This window comes from Caulobacter segnis (assembly GCF_003243465.1).
GTDB classification, from domain to species: domain Bacteria; phylum Pseudomonadota; class Alphaproteobacteria; order Caulobacterales; family Caulobacteraceae; genus Caulobacter; species Caulobacter segnis_A.
On record NZ_QFQZ01000091.1, the window covers coordinates 1 to 17,210 of the forward strand.

At 67.7% G+C, this 17,210-nt stretch carries 19 protein-coding genes and 1 pseudogene; 2 read left to right on the top strand and 18 right to left on the bottom strand.

What is annotated here, in order from left to right; genetic code table 11:
• From DI526_RS20295 to rimP, 13 genes and pseudogenes are all read right to left on the bottom strand, one after another.
• Window positions 1–426: pseudogene (locus DI526_RS20295) on the bottom strand (polyribonucleotide nucleotidyltransferase); the annotation flags it as partial.
• Between the two features lie 246 nt (window positions 427–672).
• The gene (gene rpsO / locus DI526_RS20300; RefSeq protein WP_013077242.1) at window positions 673–942 is read right to left on the bottom strand and encodes a 30S ribosomal protein S15; all 270 of its coding nucleotides are present in this window, start codon (window positions 940–942) and stop codon (window positions 673–675) included.
• A 14-nt stretch (window positions 943–956) separates the two neighbouring features.
• Window positions 957–1,889 carry a tRNA pseudouridine(55) synthase TruB gene (truB, locus tag DI526_RS20305; protein WP_304281849.1) on the bottom strand — a complete coding sequence of 311 codons (933 nt, stop codon included), beginning with the start codon at window positions 1,887–1,889 and terminating at the stop codon, window positions 957–959.
• Between the two features lie 3 nt (window positions 1,890–1,892).
• Window positions 1,893–2,342 (bottom strand): 30S ribosome-binding factor RbfA, encoded by a 450-nt coding sequence (gene rbfA / locus DI526_RS20310; RefSeq protein ID WP_304281852.1) that lies wholly within the window; start codon window positions 2,340–2,342, stop codon window positions 1,893–1,895.
• 236 nt (window positions 2,343–2,578) lie between these two features.
• Window positions 2,579–3,364: a dienelactone hydrolase family protein gene (locus DI526_RS20315; RefSeq protein ID WP_304281855.1), complete on the bottom strand. Its 786-nt coding sequence runs from the start codon at window positions 3,362–3,364 to the stop codon at window positions 2,579–2,581.
• A 57-nt stretch (window positions 3,365–3,421) separates the two neighbouring features.
• The gene (locus DI526_RS20320; RefSeq protein WP_304281857.1) at window positions 3,422–3,988 is read right to left on the bottom strand and encodes a hypothetical protein; all 567 of its coding nucleotides are present in this window, start codon (window positions 3,986–3,988) and stop codon (window positions 3,422–3,424) included.
• On the bottom strand, window positions 3,985–4,500 hold the full coding sequence (locus DI526_RS20325) for a DUF2939 domain-containing protein (RefSeq protein WP_304281860.1): 516 nt from the start codon (window positions 4,498–4,500) through the stop codon (window positions 3,985–3,987). Before DI526_RS20325 ends, DI526_RS20320 begins: the two co-directional genes overlap by 4 nt.
• Window positions 4,501–4,543: 43 nt before the next feature.
• Window positions 4,544–4,957, bottom strand: a complete 414-nt coding sequence (locus DI526_RS20330; protein ID WP_304281863.1) for a type II toxin-antitoxin system VapC family toxin — start codon at window positions 4,955–4,957, stop codon at window positions 4,544–4,546.
• A complete protein-coding gene (locus tag DI526_RS20335; RefSeq protein ID WP_304281866.1) occupies window positions 4,954–5,217 on the bottom strand; it encodes an AbrB/MazE/SpoVT family DNA-binding domain-containing protein in 264 nt (87 codons plus the stop codon). The genes DI526_RS20330 and DI526_RS20335 overlap by 4 nt, the downstream gene beginning before the upstream one ends.
• 126 nt (window positions 5,218–5,343) lie before the next feature.
• On the bottom strand, window positions 5,344–8,397 hold the full coding sequence (gene infB, locus DI526_RS20340) for a translation initiation factor IF-2 (protein WP_304281870.1): 3,054 nt from the start codon (window positions 8,395–8,397) through the stop codon (window positions 5,344–5,346).
• Window positions 8,398–8,686: 289 nt separating this feature from the next.
• Window positions 8,687–9,334 (bottom strand): RNA-binding protein, encoded by a 648-nt coding sequence (locus DI526_RS20345; protein ID WP_304281873.1) that lies wholly within the window; start codon window positions 9,332–9,334, stop codon window positions 8,687–8,689.
• Between the two features lie 66 nt (window positions 9,335–9,400).
• Complete coding sequence (nusA, locus tag DI526_RS20350) at window positions 9,401–11,062, bottom strand: transcription termination factor NusA (protein WP_304281876.1); 1,662 nt, start codon at window positions 11,060–11,062, stop codon at window positions 9,401–9,403.
• Between the two features lie 2 nt (window positions 11,063–11,064).
• Window positions 11,065–11,640 (bottom strand): ribosome maturation factor RimP, encoded by a 576-nt coding sequence (rimP, locus tag DI526_RS20355; RefSeq protein WP_099537652.1) that lies wholly within the window; start codon window positions 11,638–11,640, stop codon window positions 11,065–11,067.
• A 239-nt stretch (window positions 11,641–11,879) separates the two neighbouring features.
• On the opposite strand from rimP, the gene ppa reads away from it, so the two are divergent.
• Together ppa and DI526_RS20365 are read left to right on the top strand one after the other, a co-directional pair.
• Window positions 11,880–12,413 carry an inorganic diphosphatase gene (gene ppa, locus DI526_RS20360; protein WP_304281879.1) on the top strand — a complete coding sequence of 178 codons (534 nt, stop codon included), beginning with the start codon at window positions 11,880–11,882 and terminating at the stop codon, window positions 12,411–12,413.
• Entirely contained in the window at window positions 12,413–12,829 is a 417-nt protein-coding gene (locus DI526_RS20365) for a DUF5990 family protein (RefSeq protein WP_304281882.1), read from the top strand. The genes ppa and DI526_RS20365 overlap by 1 nt, the downstream gene beginning before the upstream one ends.
• On the opposite strand, the gene trmB is transcribed toward DI526_RS20365, so the two are convergent.
• The 5 genes from trmB to DI526_RS20390 all read right to left on the bottom strand — a co-directional run.
• On the bottom strand, window positions 12,819–13,499 hold the full coding sequence (gene trmB / locus DI526_RS20370) for a tRNA (guanosine(46)-N7)-methyltransferase TrmB (RefSeq protein WP_304281885.1): 681 nt from the start codon (window positions 13,497–13,499) through the stop codon (window positions 12,819–12,821). The two genes, DI526_RS20365 and trmB, sit on opposite strands and share 11 nt — an antisense overlap.
• Window positions 13,500–13,656: 157 nt before the next feature.
• A complete protein-coding gene (locus tag DI526_RS20375) occupies window positions 13,657–15,159 on the bottom strand; it encodes a sensor histidine kinase (RefSeq protein WP_304281888.1) in 1,503 nt (500 codons plus the stop codon).
• A gap of 88 nt (window positions 15,160–15,247) precedes the next feature.
• Window positions 15,248–16,471, bottom strand: coding sequence for a methionine adenosyltransferase (gene metK / locus DI526_RS20380; RefSeq protein ID WP_304281893.1), 1,224 nt, complete (start codon window positions 16,469–16,471; stop codon window positions 15,248–15,250).
• 108 nt (window positions 16,472–16,579) lie between these two features.
• Window positions 16,580–17,005, bottom strand: coding sequence for a helix-turn-helix domain-containing protein (locus DI526_RS20385; RefSeq protein ID WP_304281896.1), 426 nt, complete (start codon window positions 17,003–17,005; stop codon window positions 16,580–16,582).
• A gap of 47 nt (window positions 17,006–17,052) precedes the next feature.
• On the bottom strand, window positions 17,053–17,210 hold a 158-nt coding region (locus tag DI526_RS20390; RefSeq protein WP_304281899.1), incomplete at its 5' end, for a hypothetical protein.

Below are 17,210 nucleotides of genomic sequence, written 5' to 3' on the forward strand. Positions count from 1 at the left end.
GCCCGACAGGCACAAGGCGGCCGAGGCGCCGACCATGGCCAGGATGTCGGGATCGCTCTCGAGGTCGTGCTGCAGCACGGTGACGACGACCTGGACTTCGTTCTTGAAGCCCTTGACGAACAGCGGACGGATCGGACGGTCGATCAGGCGGGAGACCAGGGTCTCCTTTTCCGACGGACGGCCTTCGCGCTTGAAGTAGCCGCCGGGGATCTTGCCGGCCGCGAAGGTCTTTTCCTGATAGTTGACCGTCAGCGGGAAGAAGTCTTGGCCCGGCTTCTGGGTCTTGGCGAACACGGCGGTGGCCAGGACGACGGTTTCGCCCATGGTGGCCAGGACGGCGCCGTCGGCTTGACGGGCGATGCGACCGGTTTCGAGGACCAGCGTCTTACCGCCCCACTCGATCGTCTTGCGCTTGATATCGAACATTTTTCTTCTTTCGGTTCCCGCGGGCGGATTCCCGTCGGGGCGGACAGGGGCGGACGGCTAACGGAAGCCGGCCCGATGATCCTCATCCAGTGTGACAGGCGGGTTTGAGGACGTGAACCCTCGGACAAGGAACGACCCTTGGAAGCGGGCGTCCCAACGGAGTCTGGCGTACGGCCTGTCTCGGCCGCCAGGCTCCAAATACGCGATCCGCCGCCCTGCTTGCGCGGGGCGGCGGACCTGGATGCCTTAGCGACGCAGACCCAGCTTTTCGATCAGGGACTGATAGCGACCGGCGTCGGACTTCTTCAGGTGGTCGAGGAGCCGGCGACGCTGGGAAACCAGCTTCAGCAGGCCACGACGGCTGTGGTTGTCCTTCTTGTGCGTCTTGAAGTGCTCGGTCAGGTTCGAGATGCGTTCCGAGAGGATCGCGACCTGGACTTCGGCGCTGCCGGTGTCACCCGCGCCGCGGGCGTGTTCGGCGATGAGAGCGGCCTTGCGCTCGATAGTGATCGACATCGGTAAGTCTCCGCTCAGGTGAGTTGGAAGACCCGCACCGGATTGAGCCGCCCGGCGCGCATCTCGCACAGGGCCACCAACCTGTCGCCGGACATGGCGGAAACGGTGCGATCACCGGGCGGAAGCTCGGCTTTCAGCGTTTCAACCTGCCTTGGGAGCAGGACGATGGCGCGTCCCTGTGCAAGCCGGAAGGCGTCTTCATCGGTCACGGCCAACGCCGGGATGTCGTCCAGCGCGGTCTCGACCGGAAGCAATGCCTCCGACAGCCGGGCCTCATAGCTCAAATTCTCGAGAGTTTCCAGCGATATCGCCCCGGCCTCCGAGAAGCCCCCCACCCGGGTGCGGCGCAGGTCGGCCACGTGACCGCACGCGCCGAGCGCCTTGGCCAGGTCGCGGACCACGGCGCGGACATAGGTGCCCTTGCCGCATTCCATCTCCAGGGTGACGTGATCGGCGTCCGGCTGGTCCACGACCTTGAGGTCGAAGATCGTCACCTTGCGGGTCGGCAGCTCGAACTCGACCCCGTCGCGGGCCAGGTCATAGGCGCGCTCGCCGTCGACCTTGATGGCCGAGAAGTTCGGCGGGATCTGGTCGACCTCGCCGATGAAGGCCGGCAGCGCCGCCTCGACCTGCTCGCGGGTGGGGCGAACGTCCGACGACGCCGTGGTCTCGCCTTCGCGATCCAGGGTGGTCGTGTCCCGCCCCCAGGCGATGGTGAACCGATAGGCCTTGTCGGCGTCCATCAGGAACGGGACGGTCTTGGTCGCCTCGCCCAGCGCGATCGGCAGGATGCCGGTGGCCAGGGGGTCTAGCGTGCCGGCGTGGCCGCCCTTCTGGGCGTTGAACGCGCGGCGCACCCGGCTGACGGCCGTGGTCGAGGTCAGGTCGTAGGGCTTGTCCAGGCAGATCCAGCCCGAGACGGCCTCGCCCTTCTTGCGGCGGGCCATGCCTTAGTCCTCGTCGTCTTCGCCGAGCACGTCGGACAGGGTCCGGGTGTCCTGCTGGACGCGCGGATCCAGGAACAGCTTGTCCATGTAGGCGGCCGTGCCGAAGCTCTCGTCGTGGATGAACTTCAGGTCCGGCGTGAACTTCATGTCGATGTTCCGTCCCAGGCGCCCGCGCAGGAACTTGGAGACCCGGTTCAGGCCCTTGATCACCTCGGTGGTGTCCTCGCCCGTGAGGCCCGCGCCCAAGGGCTCCACGAAGCAGACCGCGTGCTTCAGGTCCGGGCTCATCCGCACTTCGGAAACGGTGACGGAGACGTTGTGCAGCGCCTCATCCTGGAGTTCCTCCTCGCGGAGGATCTCCACGAGGGCGTGGCGGATCAGTTCGCCGGCGCGGAGTTGGCGTTGCGAGGGGCCGGTGGCGGCGCCCTTCTTGTTGTCGGCATGGCGCTTCATGGCGCGATAGTCCTTGCGGCCCGGCCGGCGGATCGAACGCCGGTGCGCGGGGAAAATCGAAGGCGGGGTGTCTAGGCCCGGAAACGGGAGAAGTCCAGTACGGTATCCTTCTCCCCCTGCGGGAGAAGGTGGCCCGAAGGGCCGGATGAGGGGTCGCGCAAGCTCGTCGGACAAGCCTTTCAACCCCTCACCCGTCTCGCCTCGCGAGCCACCCTCTCCCGCAAGGGGAGAGGAGATTAAGCGCCCGTTCTCTCCCGGAAGAACGCGATCACCCGGTCCCGCGCCTTCATCGTCCCGCAGTCGGGAACCGAGCGGTGCAGGTGCAGGGTCAGGACCGAATGCGGGGCCATCGGCACGCCGGGCGCGGCGTCATGGTCCTCCAGTTCGATGACCTCGACCTTGTCGCCGAACTCGGCCCGGAGGCGGGCGATGCGGGCGTCGGGGACCAGCTTGTCCGACCTGAAGCGCATGGCGATCATCGACAGGTTCTCGTCCTTGAACCGCCGCTTGGCGCAGGCGAGTTCATCGGCGGAACAGTCCAGCCCCCCGCGATCCGCGAACGGCAGCGACGGCTGGGACATGACCGGCGCGACGACGGCGGGCTCGGTCATCATCGCCAGGGCGAAGCCGCCCGTGAAGCACATGCCCACCGCCCCGACGCCCTTGCCGCCGCATTCGGCGTGGACCTCGCGCGCCAGGGCCCGCAGCCAGTCGACGATCGGGCTGGAGCGCCCGCCCTTCCAGACGCTGAACTCGCGGCGCACGCACATGTTCTTGAGGATCTCGCCGACCGCGTAGCCCTGGGTCACGGTCTTGCCGGGCTTGCCGAACAGGCTGGGGCAGAAGGCGGTCATGCCGGCGTCGGCCAGGTCCCGGGCGAAGGCCAGGACGCCGGGGTGCAGGCCGGGAACCTCGTGGATCACGATCACCGCCGGGCCCGCGCCGATGCGGTAGACCTCGCGCGTCCAGCGGCCGTCGTCGAAGTCGAAGCGCTCGAACCCCGCCAGCGGATCGTTCGGCATGTGATCGCCCTCCCTGCCCCGCGTGAACGCTAGACCGGAAGAGGCCGCCCGGCCAGATCAGTTCGAGGTGTCGGGATGCTGGGGATTGTCGGTCCAGTCCTGCATCGGGTCGGGGGCGTTTCGCCCCTTGGGCAGCCGCCACTCGCCGCGATAGGAGAAGTCCAGCGTGCCGCACAGCCGCGCCTTGCCCGGCGCCTTGGGATCATCGCCGAACGCCTGGATGCGCAGGTCGCGGCGGATGACGATCGTGCTGAACGACAGCCACAGGCGCGTGGAGCCCGGGCAGAAGGCGCGGACATAGATCTTGCCCTGGGCGGCGCTGGCGTCGACCTCATAGAGCATGGCGTCGGTGTCGACGCCCTCCATGGCCGACAGGCCGCCCGGGCCCAGGTCCTTCTGACGGCCGTCCTTGAGACGGGCCTCGGCCGGAACGCCGGTGGCCAGCACCTTGATCGGCTTGCCGCCACCCAGGAGTCCCTGGTTGAACAGGATCGTCACCCCCGCGCCCGTCAGCCGCTTGGCGTCGGGCGAGATCGGGTCGTAGGAGAACATCCGCGTCTCGGCCCGTGCCGCCGAGGCCGACACCACGATCAGGGCGGCGAGCGCCCAGGCCCGCCTGATCATCGCCGCGGGCGCAGGTTCGCCGCCTGCGGATCGAAGCTCGTCAGGCGCCAAGTCGCGCCCTCGCGCGTGAAGGTCAGCAGGCAGGGGCCGTCCTTCTTGGCCGCGCAGACCCGGCCCTCGCCCGCCGGGCGCAGGGCGCTGGCGATCGCGATCCGCCCCGGGATCGGGCGATCGGGCGTGTAGCCATAATAGGTCGCGGCCGCGTGGAAGGTCTCGGGCCGGATCAGGGCCTCGCCGGCCGCGTCGGCGATCGGTCCCGCCGCCAGCGCGGCCAAGGCCGCGACAGCGTCGCTGGACCCGCCGCGCCGCCGCGCCTCGTCCATCAGCCGCGCCTCGATCTGACCCTTCAGCGCCCGACGATCCACATGGGCGTCGAACCGCGCCCGGTCGTTGTCGCGGATCGCCACCAGGAGGTCGTGGACGTCGCCCGCGGCGTCATAGCGATCGGCCGTGGCGCAGGCGGTCAGCGACGCGGCGACGGCGGTCAGAGCGAGGAGGGCCTTGATACGCATCCGTCATGCGTAGCCTTGGATTGGGGCGATTTCCAGTCTCGGCTCAGCCAGGCAAGACTTCCACCCCGCACCGAAGCGCAGCGGCGGTGAGGGGCTTGTCCAGTGTCGCCAGCCGAGCCTCCCGGCGAATAGCCAGCTCCAGATAGGCGGCGTCATAGAGCGTAAGGCCCAACTCCCGAGACAGAAGCAGGGTCTCGCTCCATGCGCGCTGATCTGTCTCCGGATCGATCGCGATGGGGAAGGCGCTCAATGTCGCAAGCACGTCGTCGGCGAACGCGTTTGAGGCGCGGCCTCGCAGGACGAGCGTACGCAGAACGTTCGCGACCTCCAGCCGCCAGAGGGACGGCGCCTCAGCGCCGTGAAGCGCGATCTCTCGCATGACCGCCTGAGCCGCGTCGGTGTGTTCCTCCCGCGTGAACGCGGCGATGGCCAGCGAGGCGTCGAGAACGATCTTCACCGCCGGCCTTCGTCGACCAGCTCGCGAATAGACAAGCCATCAAGGGAAACAGTGTTCGAGAGCTCGACCATCCGCTCCAAGGCGGCGTTCGCCCGGTGACGGGCGTCGGCCCTGGCGCTTGATCGACGGAGCACGATGTCGCCGTCATGGATTTCGATGTCGACTTGCTCGCCTTCGACGAGGCCCGTCGCCCGGGCGATCTCCTGCGGCACGCGCACCGCCAGGCTCCTGCCCCAGGTTCCGACAGTGATGCTGGTCATCGCGGCCTCCAGGTCCGAAGATATGCTGGCATATTCCGATGGAGCGGTCCATCTCGGCGTCGCCAAAGACAAAGGGCGCGGACCTTTCGATCCGCGCCCTTCAGCTTTTCGATCTGGCGATCAACCCTAGTCGAGCTGGCGCTTGATCTCTTCGACGGTGAAGCACTCGATCACGTCGCCGACCTTGATGTCCTGGAAGCCGGCGAACATCATGCCGCATTCCTGGCCGACGGGGACTTCGTTGACCTCGTCCTTGAAGCGCTTGAGCGTCTGCAAGGTGCCCAGTTCCAGGACCACGATATCCTGGCGGATGATCCGGACCTTGGCGCCCTTGCGGACCACGCCCTCGGTGACCTTACAGCCGGCGACCTTGCCGACCTTGCTGATGTCGAAGGCCTGCAGCACCTCGGCGTTGCCGAGGAAGGTTTCGCGCTGGATCGGCGCCAGCATGCCCGAGAGCACGCCTTTGATGTCGTCCAGCAGGTCGTAGATGATCGCGTAGTAGCGGATCTCGACCCCTTCGCGCTCGGCCAGGGCCCGCGCCTGGGCCGAGGCCCGGACGTTGAAGCCGATGATCGGCGCGCCGGCGCCCTTGGCCAGCATGACGTCGCTTTCGCTGATCGCGCCGGCGCCCGACAGGATGATCCGCGCGCGGACCTCGTCGGTGGCCATCTTGTCCAGCGAGCCGATGATCGCCTCGGCCGAACCCTGCACGTCGGCCTTGATGACCAGCGGCAGTTCTTTCAGCTTCTTGTCCTGCAGCTTGGCCATCATGTCGGCCATCGAAGCGCCGGCGCCCACCGGGGCCAGCGACTTCTCGCGCTTCAGGCGGATGCGGTACTCGGTCAGCTCGCGGGCGCGGGCCTCGTTCTCGACCACGGCGAACGCGTCGCCCGGCGAGGGCACGCCGTCCAGGCCGAGGATCTCGACCGGGGTGGCGGGACCCGCCTCCTGGAGCTGTTCGTTGCGCTCGTTGAGCAGCGCGCGGACCTTGCCCCACTGGCTGCCGGCCACGACGATGTCGCCGCGCTTCAGCGTGCCGCGGTTGACCAGCACGGTCGAGACCGCGCCGCGGCCCTTGTCCAGCTTGGCCTCGATCACGACGCCGTCGGCGCTGCGGTCGGGGTTGGCCTTCAGGTCGAGCACTTCGGCCTGCAGCAGGATGGCTTCCAGCAGGTCGTCCAGGCCGGTGCGGGCCTTGGCCGAGACCTCGATCAGCTGGGTGTCGCCACCCAGGCTTTCGACGACGATCTCGTACTGCAGCAGCTCGTTGACGACGCGCGTCGCATCCGAGCCCGGCTTGTCCATCTTGTTGACGGCGACGATGATCGGCACCTCGGCGGCCTTGGCGTGTTTGATCGCCTCGATCGTCTGGGGCATCACGCCGTCGTCGCCGGCCACGACCAGCACCACGATGTCGGTGATGTTGGCGCCGCGAGCGCGCATTTGCGAGAAGGCGGCGTGGCCGGGCGTGTCGAGGAACGTCACGCGCTGGCCATCCTTCAGGCGAACCTGATAGGCGCCGATGTGCTGGGTGATGCCGCCGGCTTCGCCCGCCGCCACGTCCGTGGAGCGCAGGGCGTCGAGCAGGCTGGTCTTGCCGTGGTCGACGTGACCCATGATCGTGACGACCGGGGGACGCGTCTCCATGTGGTCGTCGTGGTCGTCCGCGCCGATGAAGCCTTCTTCGACGTCGGCTTCCGACACGCGCTTGACGGTGTGGCCGAACTCGGTGGCCACCAGTTCGGCGGTGTCGTTGTCGATCACGTCGTTGATCTTCAGCATCACGCCCTGACGCATCAGGAACTTGATGATGTCGACGCCGCGCACGGCCATCCGGTTGGACAGCTCCTGCACGGTAATGACGTCCGGAATCACGACCTCGCGGGCCACGCGGGCCTGCTCGGCCACACCGCCGCGACGCTTTTCCTTTTCGCGCTCACGGGCCCGGCGGACCGAGGCGAGCGAACGCATCCGGTCGGCGGAATCCCCGTCACCGGCGACGGCCTGGATGGTCAGGCGGCCTTCGCGACGCTGCGGAGCGCCCTTGACGCGCGAGACGGCCTTGTTCGGCGCGGCGCTCTTGCGACGATCATCGTCCTCGTCCGGACGACGATCCATGACGCTGCCGCCGGGACGCGGCGCCGAGCGCGTGGCGCGCTGGATTTCCGGCGTGGCGGGAGCCGAGGCCGGAACGCCGGGCCGCGGACCACGTGGCGGGCCGCCGGGACCGCGCGCGCCCGGGGCCGGACGCGGCGCGAGGGCCGAGTAGCGGACGGTCTGCTGCGGGCGGTCGCCCTGAGGACGATCCCCCTGGGGACGGTCGCCGCGGTAGCCGCCGCGATCCCCTTGCGGGCGATCGCCGTCGGGACGCGGACCGCGCGGTCGGTCGCCTTCCGGACGCGGCGCGCGCTGGCCGAAGTTGGCGCCGGCGTCGGGACGTGGGGCGCGCTGGTTGAACGGGCGGTCGCCTTGCGGGGCCGGGCGGTAGGTCGTCGTGGTCGGACGATCGTCGCGACGGTCGCGGCTGGGCTCGTAGGTGCGGGTCTGGCCCGGGGCCGCGGCGCGCGGCGCATCCTGGCGAGGGGCGTCCTGACGCGGAGCCTCGGCGCGCGGAGCGGCCGGGGCCTGGGCGACGGGCGCCTGGCTCACGGGCGCCGGCGCAGGGGTCGGGGCGACCGGCGCAGGCTTCGGCGTCGCGGCCGGCTGGGCCGGAGGCGGCGGCGGGGCGGAGGCGGCGCGAGCCGCTTCCTGCGCCGCGCGCTCAGCGGCGGCCTTGGCGGCGGCTTCGCGCTGCGCGGCTTCCTGAGCCGCACGAGCCCGAGCCTCGGCGGCCGCCTGCTCGGCGGCGCGCGCTTGAGCGCTCTCGATGGCGCGCTGACGGGCGCGCAGTTCTTCCTGCGACAGACCGCCAGCCGAACCACCGCCGCCACCCTGGGACGGGGCCGAACGCGGCGCCGAAGCGTCGGGCGTGTGACGACGTTCCGCCGAAGACGGCGCGGCGAGATTGCCTGAGGCGGGCGCGTGAGGCCGCGTCCGCTTGGTTTCCACCACCACCGTCTTGGTCCGGCCGTGGCTGAAGCTCTGCTTCACGACCCCTGCGCTCACCGAGCCCTGACGGGGCTTCAGCGTGATCGGGGCTCGTCCGCCGGGTCGGCCGTTTTCGTTGTCGTCGCTCATGCGCTCGCTTGTACTTCCGCCAGGCGGTACCTGGCTAAAAAACCGTGTTTCCATGTGAGAAAGGGGCCTGGACGCACTTCCAAAAGGAAGCCGTTTCCCGACCCTTCGCCCACGAACGCGACCCGAATAGCCGCGTCCAACGTCAAAGATTCTAGAGCTTTTCCATTCCACCGGAGATCCGGTGAGATGCAAAAGCCCTAGAGCCCGCCTTGGTCGGATGAGCGTCCAAGGCGAACAGGCTCGCCTGTTTTCGATAGAGATCTTCTTGTCCGTCGAGACGGGAAAATCCCTAGCTTTCCTCGCGTCCGTTCGCCGACCATTCGGGAGGCGAAAGCGGGCGGAAGCCTGACAATCGCTCGACATCCTGTGTCCAGCGATCGATGCCGCGCCCGGCAAGGAGAGCGGTGTGTATCACATTCTCCCCACCCAAGGCCAAACCCAATTCGTCCGAATTGAACGCGCCCAGCAAACGGGGCGCTGTCGGGGCCTTGCGGGCGGCGGATAAAATCTTGCGGCGACCGTCCTCGGCGCCGTCCGACGCCTCGATCAGCCAGGCCACCTTGCCCGTAGCCAGGGCGGCGACCACCTTCTCGAAACCCGAGATAATGCTCCCCGCCTTCCGCGCAAGGCCCAGGCCCTCCAGAACGCGCCGCGCCAGCAAGGCCTCGACTTGGTCGGCGAGGTCCGGCGCGGCGGTCAGCTTGGCCTTGGCCGCGCGGGAAAAGAGCCCCTTCTTGGCCGCGGTCGCCACGGAATCGCGATCGGCGCCAACCCAGATCCCGCGTCCCGGCAGCTTGCGCGCGAGGTCGGGAACCACCGCCCCGTCCGGGCCCGCCACGAAGCGGATCAGGCGCGCCTCGTCGGTCGCCTCGCCCAGGACGATGTCCTTGCGCTGGCGGCTGGCTTCGGCGTGGGTCTTGGCGGTCTGGTCTGTCATGGGTCCTGAACAGCGAACGGCCCCGCGGATCGCTCCGCGAGGCCGTCGTTTGATACGCGAAGGCGCTTAGGCCTCCCCGGCCTCTTCACCCGCTTCGACGGTCTCGGCTTGAGCGTCAGCGTCAGCCTCGGCTTCAGCTTCAACCTCTTCATATTCGGGCTCGGGCGGAGCCTCGACCCAGCCCATGGCGATCCGCGCGCGCATGATCAGCGCCTCGGCGTCCTCGGGCGAAAGGTTGAAGCTTTCCAGGATGCCCGGCTCGCGCACGCGCTCGCCGTTCTTGCTTTCGAACCAGCCGCGCATGTCGTCGGGCACCAGACCGGCGAGGTCTTCCACCGACTTCACGTCGCCTTCGCCTAGGGCCACGGCCATGGCCAGGGTCACGCCGTCGATGGCCAGCACCTCGTCCTGCACGCCCAGCTCGATGCGCTTGGCGTCCAGGGCGGCGGCTTCCTTGTCCAGGAATTCGCGGGCGCGAGCCTGCAGCTCCTCGGCGGTCTCCTCGTCGAAACCTTCGATCGAGGCGATCTCATGCGGCTCGACGAACGCGACGTCTTCCACGGCGGCGAAGCCTTCGGTGACCAGCAGCTGGGCGATGACCTCATCGACGTCCAGGGCTTCCTGGAACAGGGCCGTGCGCTCGGTGAACTCGCGCTGACGGCGCTCGCTCTCCTGGCTTTCGGTCATGATGTCGATCTGCCAGCCGGTCAGCTGCGAGGCCAGGCGGACGTTCTGGCCGCGACGGCCGATGGCCAGCGACAGCTGCTCGTCCGGCACCACGACTTCGACGCGCTCGTCTTCCTCGTCCATGACGACCTTGGAGACTTCGGCCGGGGCCAGGGCGTTGACGATGAAGGTGGCTTCGTCTTCCGACCACTGGATGATGTCGATCTTCTCGCCCTGCAGCTCGGCCACGACCGCCTGCACGCGCGAGCCGCGCATGCCGACGCAGGCGCCGACCGGGTCGATGCTCGAGTCGTTCGAGATGACGGCCATCTTGGCGCGCGAACCCGGGTCGCGGGCGACGGCGCGGATCTCGATGACGCCGTCATAGACTTCCGGCACTTCCTGCGCGAACAGCTTGGCCATGAAGCCGCCGTGGGCGCGGCTCAGCATGATCTGCGGGCCCTTGGTCTCGCGACGGACGTCGTAGATGTAGGCGCGGATGCGGTCGCCGACGTTGAAGTTCTCGCGCGGGATCGACTGGTCGCGGCGCATGATGCCTTCGCCGCGGCCCAGGTCGACGATGACGTTGCCGTATTCGACGCGCTTGACGCTGCCGTTGACGATCTCGCCGACGCGATCCTTGTACTCGTCGTACTGACGCTCGCGCTCGGCCTCGCGGACCTTATGCATGACGACCTGGCGGGCCATCTGGGTCTGGACGCGGCCGATCTCGAACGGCGGCAGGACTTCTTCGTAGACCTTGCCGATCTCGGCGTCACGCCAAGCGCGCTTTGCGATCGACAGCTGCATCTTGCCGATCTCGCCTTCGAGTTCGGCGTCGTCGGCCACGACTTCGATCACGCGCTTCTGCGTCGTCTCGCCCGTGCGCGGGTCGATCTTGACGCGGATGTCGTGCTCGGCGCCGTAACGGGCGCGGGCGGCCTTCTGCAGGGCGTCCTCGATGGCCTCGATGACGACTTCCTTCTCGATGCCCTTTTCGCGGGCGACCGCGTCGGCGATCTGCAGGAGTTCAAGCCGGTTGGCGGCGATGCCGATGGCCATGGTCAGTCCTCTTCACTTTCGGACAGGTCGTCGTTGTCGGATTGGAGACGGGCGGCGCGCTGCTTGGCGCCCCGCTCCATCAGGGTGTCGGTCATGACGAGCTTGGCGTCGATGATCCAGGCGAAGGGGAAGTAGACGGTGACGTCGTCCTCGCCCTCGATATTGAGGCCGACCTGGTCGTCCTCGATCCCAGCCAGCTCGCCCTTGAAGCGCTTGCGGCCCTCGGCCACGCGGTCGAGCTCGATGCGAGCCTCAAGGCCGGCATAGTCCTCGAAGTCCTTCAGCCGGGTCAGCGGACGATCGACGCCGGGGCTGGAGACCTCCAGCGTATATTCGCCAGCGATCGGATCGGCCGCGTCCATGACTTCCGAGATCGCGCGCGACAGGCGGGCGCAGTCCTCGACATTCATGTCGCCGCCCGTGCCGTCCTCCAGCAGCGGGTGTTCGGCCATGATCTGCAGGCGGCGCTGCTCGGCGCCGCCCATCAGGCGCAGCCGGACGATCTCGTAGCCGAGGCTCTCGGCGACGGGATCGAGCATCTCGATCAGCTCTCGGTCTTCCTGCGTCTTGCCGCGCACGTGTCTCTCGAACTCTTTCGCCGGTCGCCGACCGGCCAAACAAAAAGCGGCAGCCTTTCGGGCCGCCGCTCGAAAGCGCCATCTAGCGCTAACGGACGATGTAGGACGGTTTATAGGCGAATTGAAAAAGCTTGTCGACTCTGACGACGCTCGCCCCTTCCGCGCCGCAGCAATTTCGGCCTATAAGCCCGACCGCGCAGGCCGCCTTCTCGCGGACCTCAAGAAATCAAAGAGTCACAATGGACCTTTCCAAGATTCCGACGGGCGTGAACCCGCCTTACGATCTGAACGCGATCATTGAGATCCCGCAGGGCGGCGAACCGGTTAAGTACGAGATCGACAAGGAAAGCGGCGCCCTGATGGTGGACCGCTTCCTGCACACGGCGATGTTCTATCCGGCCAACTACGGCTTCATCCCGCACACCCTGGCCGACGACGGCGATCCGGCCGACATCATGGTCGTCGGCCCGACCCCGGTCGTGCCGGGCGCGATCATCCGCTGCCGCCCGATCGGCACCCTGATGATGGTCGACGAAGCCGGTTCGGACGAGAAGATCCTGGCCGTGCCGGTCGACAAGCTGCACCCGTTCTATACGGGCGTCGCCAGCTGGCGCGACCTGCCGACCATCCTGACCGAGCAGATCGCCCACTTCTTCCAGCACTACAAGGACCTGGAAAAGGGCAAGTCGACCAAGATCACCGGCTGGGCCGATATCGACGAAACCGCCGAGATCATCCGTACGGCGATCAAGCGCTACAACGAGACGTACTAATGCCTCCGGCCAGGATCGATCTCACGCTGAGGATCGTCCTGGCCGACCCGCCCCCCGGCGTGGTCTTCTCCAAGCAGGACGCCAAGAACCACCCGGCCGATCCCGTCCGGGCGAGCGGCGACCTCTCGTTCGACATCCCCATCACCTTGACCGTCACGCCCGAGGGCTTCCGTCCTGGCGGAGGTTTCGTGCGCGCGGATGGCCGAGGGCGGTTCGTCTATATCGCGTCAGGACGCGCGGCGGGCGACTGCCTGACGGACTGGCAACGCCGGCTCAAGATCTACCTGCACGACCTGCCCGCGGACGTCACGGCGGGCGACGTCCTCCAAGCGACGGTCGCCGGCCGCGCCAAGGATGGCGGCCCGGCCTGCGCCACCGTGCCGCTGCTCAGCGGATGGACCCGCGTCAGGCCCTGACGAAGTCCAGGAACACCGGCGCACAGTCGCCGAGCTTCTTTTCCTCGTAGCGCGTGGTGACATGGTCGGCCGGGATCGCATTGCGGTCGGCTGCCTCGTCGGCGAACCGGAAGTTCGGATCGGCCAGCACCCGCTCGGTCGTCCACTCGGCGTAGTCCGCCCAGTCGGTGGCGAAGCGCAGCGCAGCGCCCGGCTTCATCACCCGCGCCAGCCTGGCGACGAAGTCCGGCTGGATCAGGCGGCGCTTGTTGTGCCGCGCCTTGTGCCAGGGGTCGGGGAACATGATGAACACCCGGTCCAGGCACGCGTCAGGCAACCAGTCGACCACGTCGCGCGCGTCGCCTTCGTGGATGCGGACATTCTCGAGAGCCTGTTCCTCGACGTGGCGCACGGCGCTGGCCACGCCATTCACGAAGGGCTCGGCGCCGATCACCAGGGTGTCGGGGTTGCGGCCGGCCTGGGCCGCCATGTGCTCGCCGCCGCCAAAGCCGATCTCCAGCCACACGGCCTTGGCCTCGGGCATCAGGTCGAGCGGCTTGAAGGGCTCCTGCGGGACCGCGATCTGCGGCAACAGGGTGTCGAGCAGCGCCTGCTGCCGCGGCTTCACGGGACGCGACTTCAGCCGGCCGAACGAGCGCAGCGGCCCGTGGGGTTGTTGCGGATTGGTCATGGGCGGGCGTCTTAGAGCCTTTAGCCTGAAATCGGAATCGATTTCGGGCGCTCAAAAGGCTCTAAATCAGAGACTTAGAGCATGAGGTCAGCCGAAGCCGGCTCCCACTTCCGCCTCACGCTCCGAGCCTGACGCGTCGCAAGGTGAGAGCCTGTTTTCAAACGGGCCCCAGGTCCAGCGTCACCGTCAGGCCCGCCTCGCCCCAGTCGCGGGCCAGCGACGCATTGAGCTGGGCGGCCAATTGGCCGATCAGGCGCGAGCCGAAGCCCTGACGCGGCGGCGGCGGCGCGGCGGGACCGCCCGTCTCGATCCACGCCAGCCGGCGGGCGCCGCGCGCGCCGCTCAGCCGCACGGTCACGCAGCCGTCCTCCGCGCTCAGCGCCCCGTACTTGGCGGCGTTGGTGGCCAGCTCATGCACGATCATACCCAGCGGCTGGACCTCTTGCGGCGCCAGCGGCCAGTCATCCCCCTCCAACCGGTATTGCGACGGCCGCCCCACCGTCGCCAGCTCGCCCTCGATCACCTCGCGCGCCAGGCCGCCCTCCCAGCGCTGGGCCGCCAGGGCGCCCTGAGCACGGGCCAGGGCGCTCACCCGCCCCAGCAAGATCTCCTGGAAGTGCTCGATCGAGGACGCCCGGGTCAGGCGCAGCATCGACTGCACCACGGTCAGGGCGTTTCGCGCCCGGTGATCGACCTCGCGCATCAGCAGCTCGCGCGCCTCTTCGTTTCGCTTCTGATGGGCGATGTCGCGAACCTCGATGATCGTCCCGACCGTATGGGACGCTTCGTCGCGGATGGGGCTGGCGGTGAAGGCGACGGGATAGAAGCTTCCGTCGCGGTGGACGAACACCTCTTCGCCCTGCTGTTGATTGTTCTCGGGGAAGGCGCGGTCGATCGCGCACTCTTCGATGGGGAAATGGCTGCCATCGGGCCGGGTGTGATGGATCACGTCATGCAGGGCCCGGCCCTGCACCTCCTCGAAGGCGAAGCCGGTCAGGCGCTCGGCGGCGGCGTTCATGAACGAGCAGTGCTGGCGCTCGTCCATCACGAAGATCGCGACGGTGGCGTTGTTGAGCACGGCGTTAAGGCGGCGCTCGCTCTCGCCCAACGCCGCCTCGACCCGCAGCCGCTCCTTGGCGATGGCGACGTAGCGGGTCAGGGTCTGGAGCACCAGGCGCTCGTCCGCGGTGAACGGCCGATCGTCGCGCCGGCCAAAGCCGAGGGTGCCCAGCAGCTGGTCGCCGCCGATCAGGGGATGGCAGGCATAGTGCTTGAGGCCGGCGCGGCGGATGAAATCGACGTCCGGATCCTCGGAGAGGTGGACGTCGGCGACATGGCGGGAAACACGGTCCCGCGCCACGCATCCGCAGACGGCCGCCCCGAGCGCCAGACAGGCGCCCTCGCGGCGCAACGCCTCGTCCAGGCCGCTCGACTTAGCCAGATGCAGCAGCCCGTCGCTTTCCAGCCCGTAGTGGAAATAGACATCGAGCCCCAAGGCCTGGCTCGCCAGCTCGAACAGCTCGTCGATCAGCTGGCCAGGATTGGTGATCCGCAACAGGCGCGCAGCGGCCGTATCGAGCAAGGCGAACTTTTGATCGCCGTCGCCAGCGGTTCCAGCTTCGCTGTCCATAAGCCTCCCGCCGGCCGAGCGTCCGCGCATCGCGGACGCTCCAACCTACGCGGTGGCGTGGACCTCGTCCGTCGACAAGTCGCCTTATAGTCGAACTTCGCCGCGGCGGCGAGTTGGCTTACGCCAGGCCCTTCAGGTCGCTGACCAGGTCGGTCTTTTCCCACGAGAAGCCGCCCTCGTTGTCGGGCGTGCGGCCAAAGTGGCCATAGGCGGCCGTGCGGGCGTAGATCGGGCGGTTCAGCTGGAGGTGCTCGCGGATGGCGCGCGGGGTGGCGCCACCGATTAGCTGCGGCAGGGTCTTTTCAAGCACCGCCGGATCGACCTTGCCCGTGCCGTGCAGGTCGACGTGGAACGAGACCGGTTGGGCGACCCCGATCGCATAGGCGATCTGGATCGTGCAGCGGTCCGCCAGGCCGGCGGCCACGACGTTCTTGGCCAGGTAGCGGCAGGCATAGGCGGCCGAACGGTCGACCTTGGTCGGGTCCTTGCCCGAGAAGGCGCCGCCGCCGTGCGGGGCCGCGCCGCCATAGGTGTCGACGATGATCTTGCGGCCGGTCAGGCCGGCGTCGCCGTCCGGGCCGCCGATCTCGAAGCGGCCGGTCGGATTGACCAGCCACTGGGTCTTCTTGGTGATCAGGCCGTCCGGGAAGATCGGCAGGATGTGCGGCTTGATCAGCTCCAGCACGCGCTTGGAGGTCGCGGCCTTGCCGTCGATCTTCTTCTTGTGCTGGTGCGACACGACGATCGAGACCACCCGCTGCGGGCGGCCGTTACCGTCGTACTCCAGGGTCACCTGGCTTTTGGCGTCGGGCTCCAGCTCGCTGAGCTCGCCGGAATGGCGCAGCTCGGCCAGGCGCTTGAGGATGTTGTGGCTGTATTGCAGGGTGGCCGGCATCAGCTCCGGGGTCTCGGTGCTGGCGTAGCCGAACATGATGCCCTGGTCGCCGGCGCCCTCGTCCTTCTTGTCAGTGGCGTCCACGCCCTGGGCGATGTGCGCCGACTGGCCGTGCAGGTAGTTGGCGTATTTCGCCTTCTGCCAGTGGAAGCCCTTCTGCTCGTAGCCGATGTCCTTGACCGCCGCGCGAACCTTGGGCTCCAGCGAGGCGAGGATATCCTTGGTCAGCTGCTTGTTAGCCTTCTTGTCGCCGCCCGGCTTGCCGGCGCGGACCTCGCCGGCCAGCACGATGCGGTTGGTCGTCACCAGGGTCTCACAAGCGACGCGCGCTTCGGAGTCCACGCTGAGGAAGGCGTCGACGACGGTGTCGCTGATGCGATCGGCGACCTTGTCGGGATGGCCTTCGGAAACGCTCTCGCTGGTGAAGATGTAGGACGAACGGGTCAAGAGACAGCTCCGGCCATGGGCGGCGCGCGACTACACGCGCGCCATTCGGCGTTCAGTTAGACCGGAACCATATAAAGATATGTTTATGCGGGCAAGCGAACCTGACGATCAATCGTCCTCGCCCCCATCCTCCTCGGCCATCGAGCGGACCAGCTCCAGGATCCGGCGGCGCACCTTGGCGCGGGTGATGCGCGGAAACTGGGCCGCGAGCTCCAGGCCTTCGGCGGTCATCAGAAAGTCGTGAACGAACGGCTCGCCCGGTTCGGACATGCCGTCCGCCGTGGCCGCCAGGCCTTCGAAGAAATAGCCGACCGGCGCCTGCAGGCTCTTGGCGATCTCATAAAGCTTGCTGGCGCTGACGCGATTGGCGCCGCGCTCGTACTTCTGGATCTGCTGGAAGGTCAGGCCCAGGTCCTCGGCGAGCCGCTCCTGGCTCACGCCCAGGATCTTTCGTCGCATTCGAATGCGCGCGCCCACATGCAGGTCGACGGGATTGGGATGGCGTTCGGCGCCTGACAAGTCGCTCATGCCCACGCTTTGATAGCTGAAATTGCGGTTTTAATTCAGCGTGAGTCTTTCGATCATGCAATAGTCAGCAAGGATTTACCTGCTCGAAGGCGAGCTGACGCAACCATAGATATCAGTAGAAACGCCCAAAACGATGCGTCTCCGAAGTTATCAAAAGGCGTTACCTGGCCCCTACCTGGTATTTGTGCATCGATAACTCCACTTTTTCCTA

Coding starts and splice junctions, on each gene's coding strand:
- rpsO (WP_013077242.1), bottom strand. CDS start 942: ATGTCGATCACTATCGAGCGCAAGGCCGCTCTCATCGCCGAACACGCC.
- truB (WP_304281849.1), bottom strand. CDS start 1,889: ATGGCCCGCCGCAAGAAGGGCGAGGCCGTCTCGGGCTGGATCTGCCTG.
- rbfA (WP_304281852.1), bottom strand. CDS start 2,342: ATGAAGCGCCATGCCGACAACAAGAAGGGCGCCGCCACCGGCCCCTCG.
- DI526_RS20315 (WP_304281855.1), bottom strand. CDS start 3,364: ATGCCGAACGATCCGCTGGCGGGGTTCGAGCGCTTCGACTTCGACGAC.
- DI526_RS20320 (WP_304281857.1), bottom strand. CDS start 3,988: ATGATCAGGCGGGCCTGGGCGCTCGCCGCCCTGATCGTGGTGTCGGCC.
- DI526_RS20325 (WP_304281860.1), bottom strand. CDS start 4,500: ATGCGTATCAAGGCCCTCCTCGCTCTGACCGCCGTCGCCGCGTCGCTG.
- DI526_RS20335 (WP_304281866.1), bottom strand. CDS start 5,217: ATGACCAGCATCACTGTCGGAACCTGGGGCAGGAGCCTGGCGGTGCGC.
- infB (WP_304281870.1), bottom strand. CDS start 8,397: ATGAGCGACGACAACGAAAACGGCCGACCCGGCGGACGAGCCCCGATC.
- DI526_RS20345 (WP_304281873.1), bottom strand. CDS start 9,334: ATGACAGACCAGACCGCCAAGACCCACGCCGAAGCCAGCCGCCAGCGC.
- nusA (WP_304281876.1), bottom strand. CDS start 11,062: ATGGCCATCGGCATCGCCGCCAACCGGCTTGAACTCCTGCAGATCGCC.
- ppa (WP_304281879.1), top strand. CDS start 11,880: ATGGACCTTTCCAAGATTCCGACGGGCGTGAACCCGCCTTACGATCTG.
- DI526_RS20365 (WP_304281882.1), top strand. CDS start 12,413: ATGCCTCCGGCCAGGATCGATCTCACGCTGAGGATCGTCCTGGCCGAC.
- trmB (WP_304281885.1), bottom strand. CDS start 13,499: ATGACCAATCCGCAACAACCCCACGGGCCGCTGCGCTCGTTCGGCCGG.
- DI526_RS20375 (WP_304281888.1), bottom strand. CDS start 15,159: ATGCGCGGACGCTCGGCCGGCGGGAGGCTTATGGACAGCGAAGCTGGA.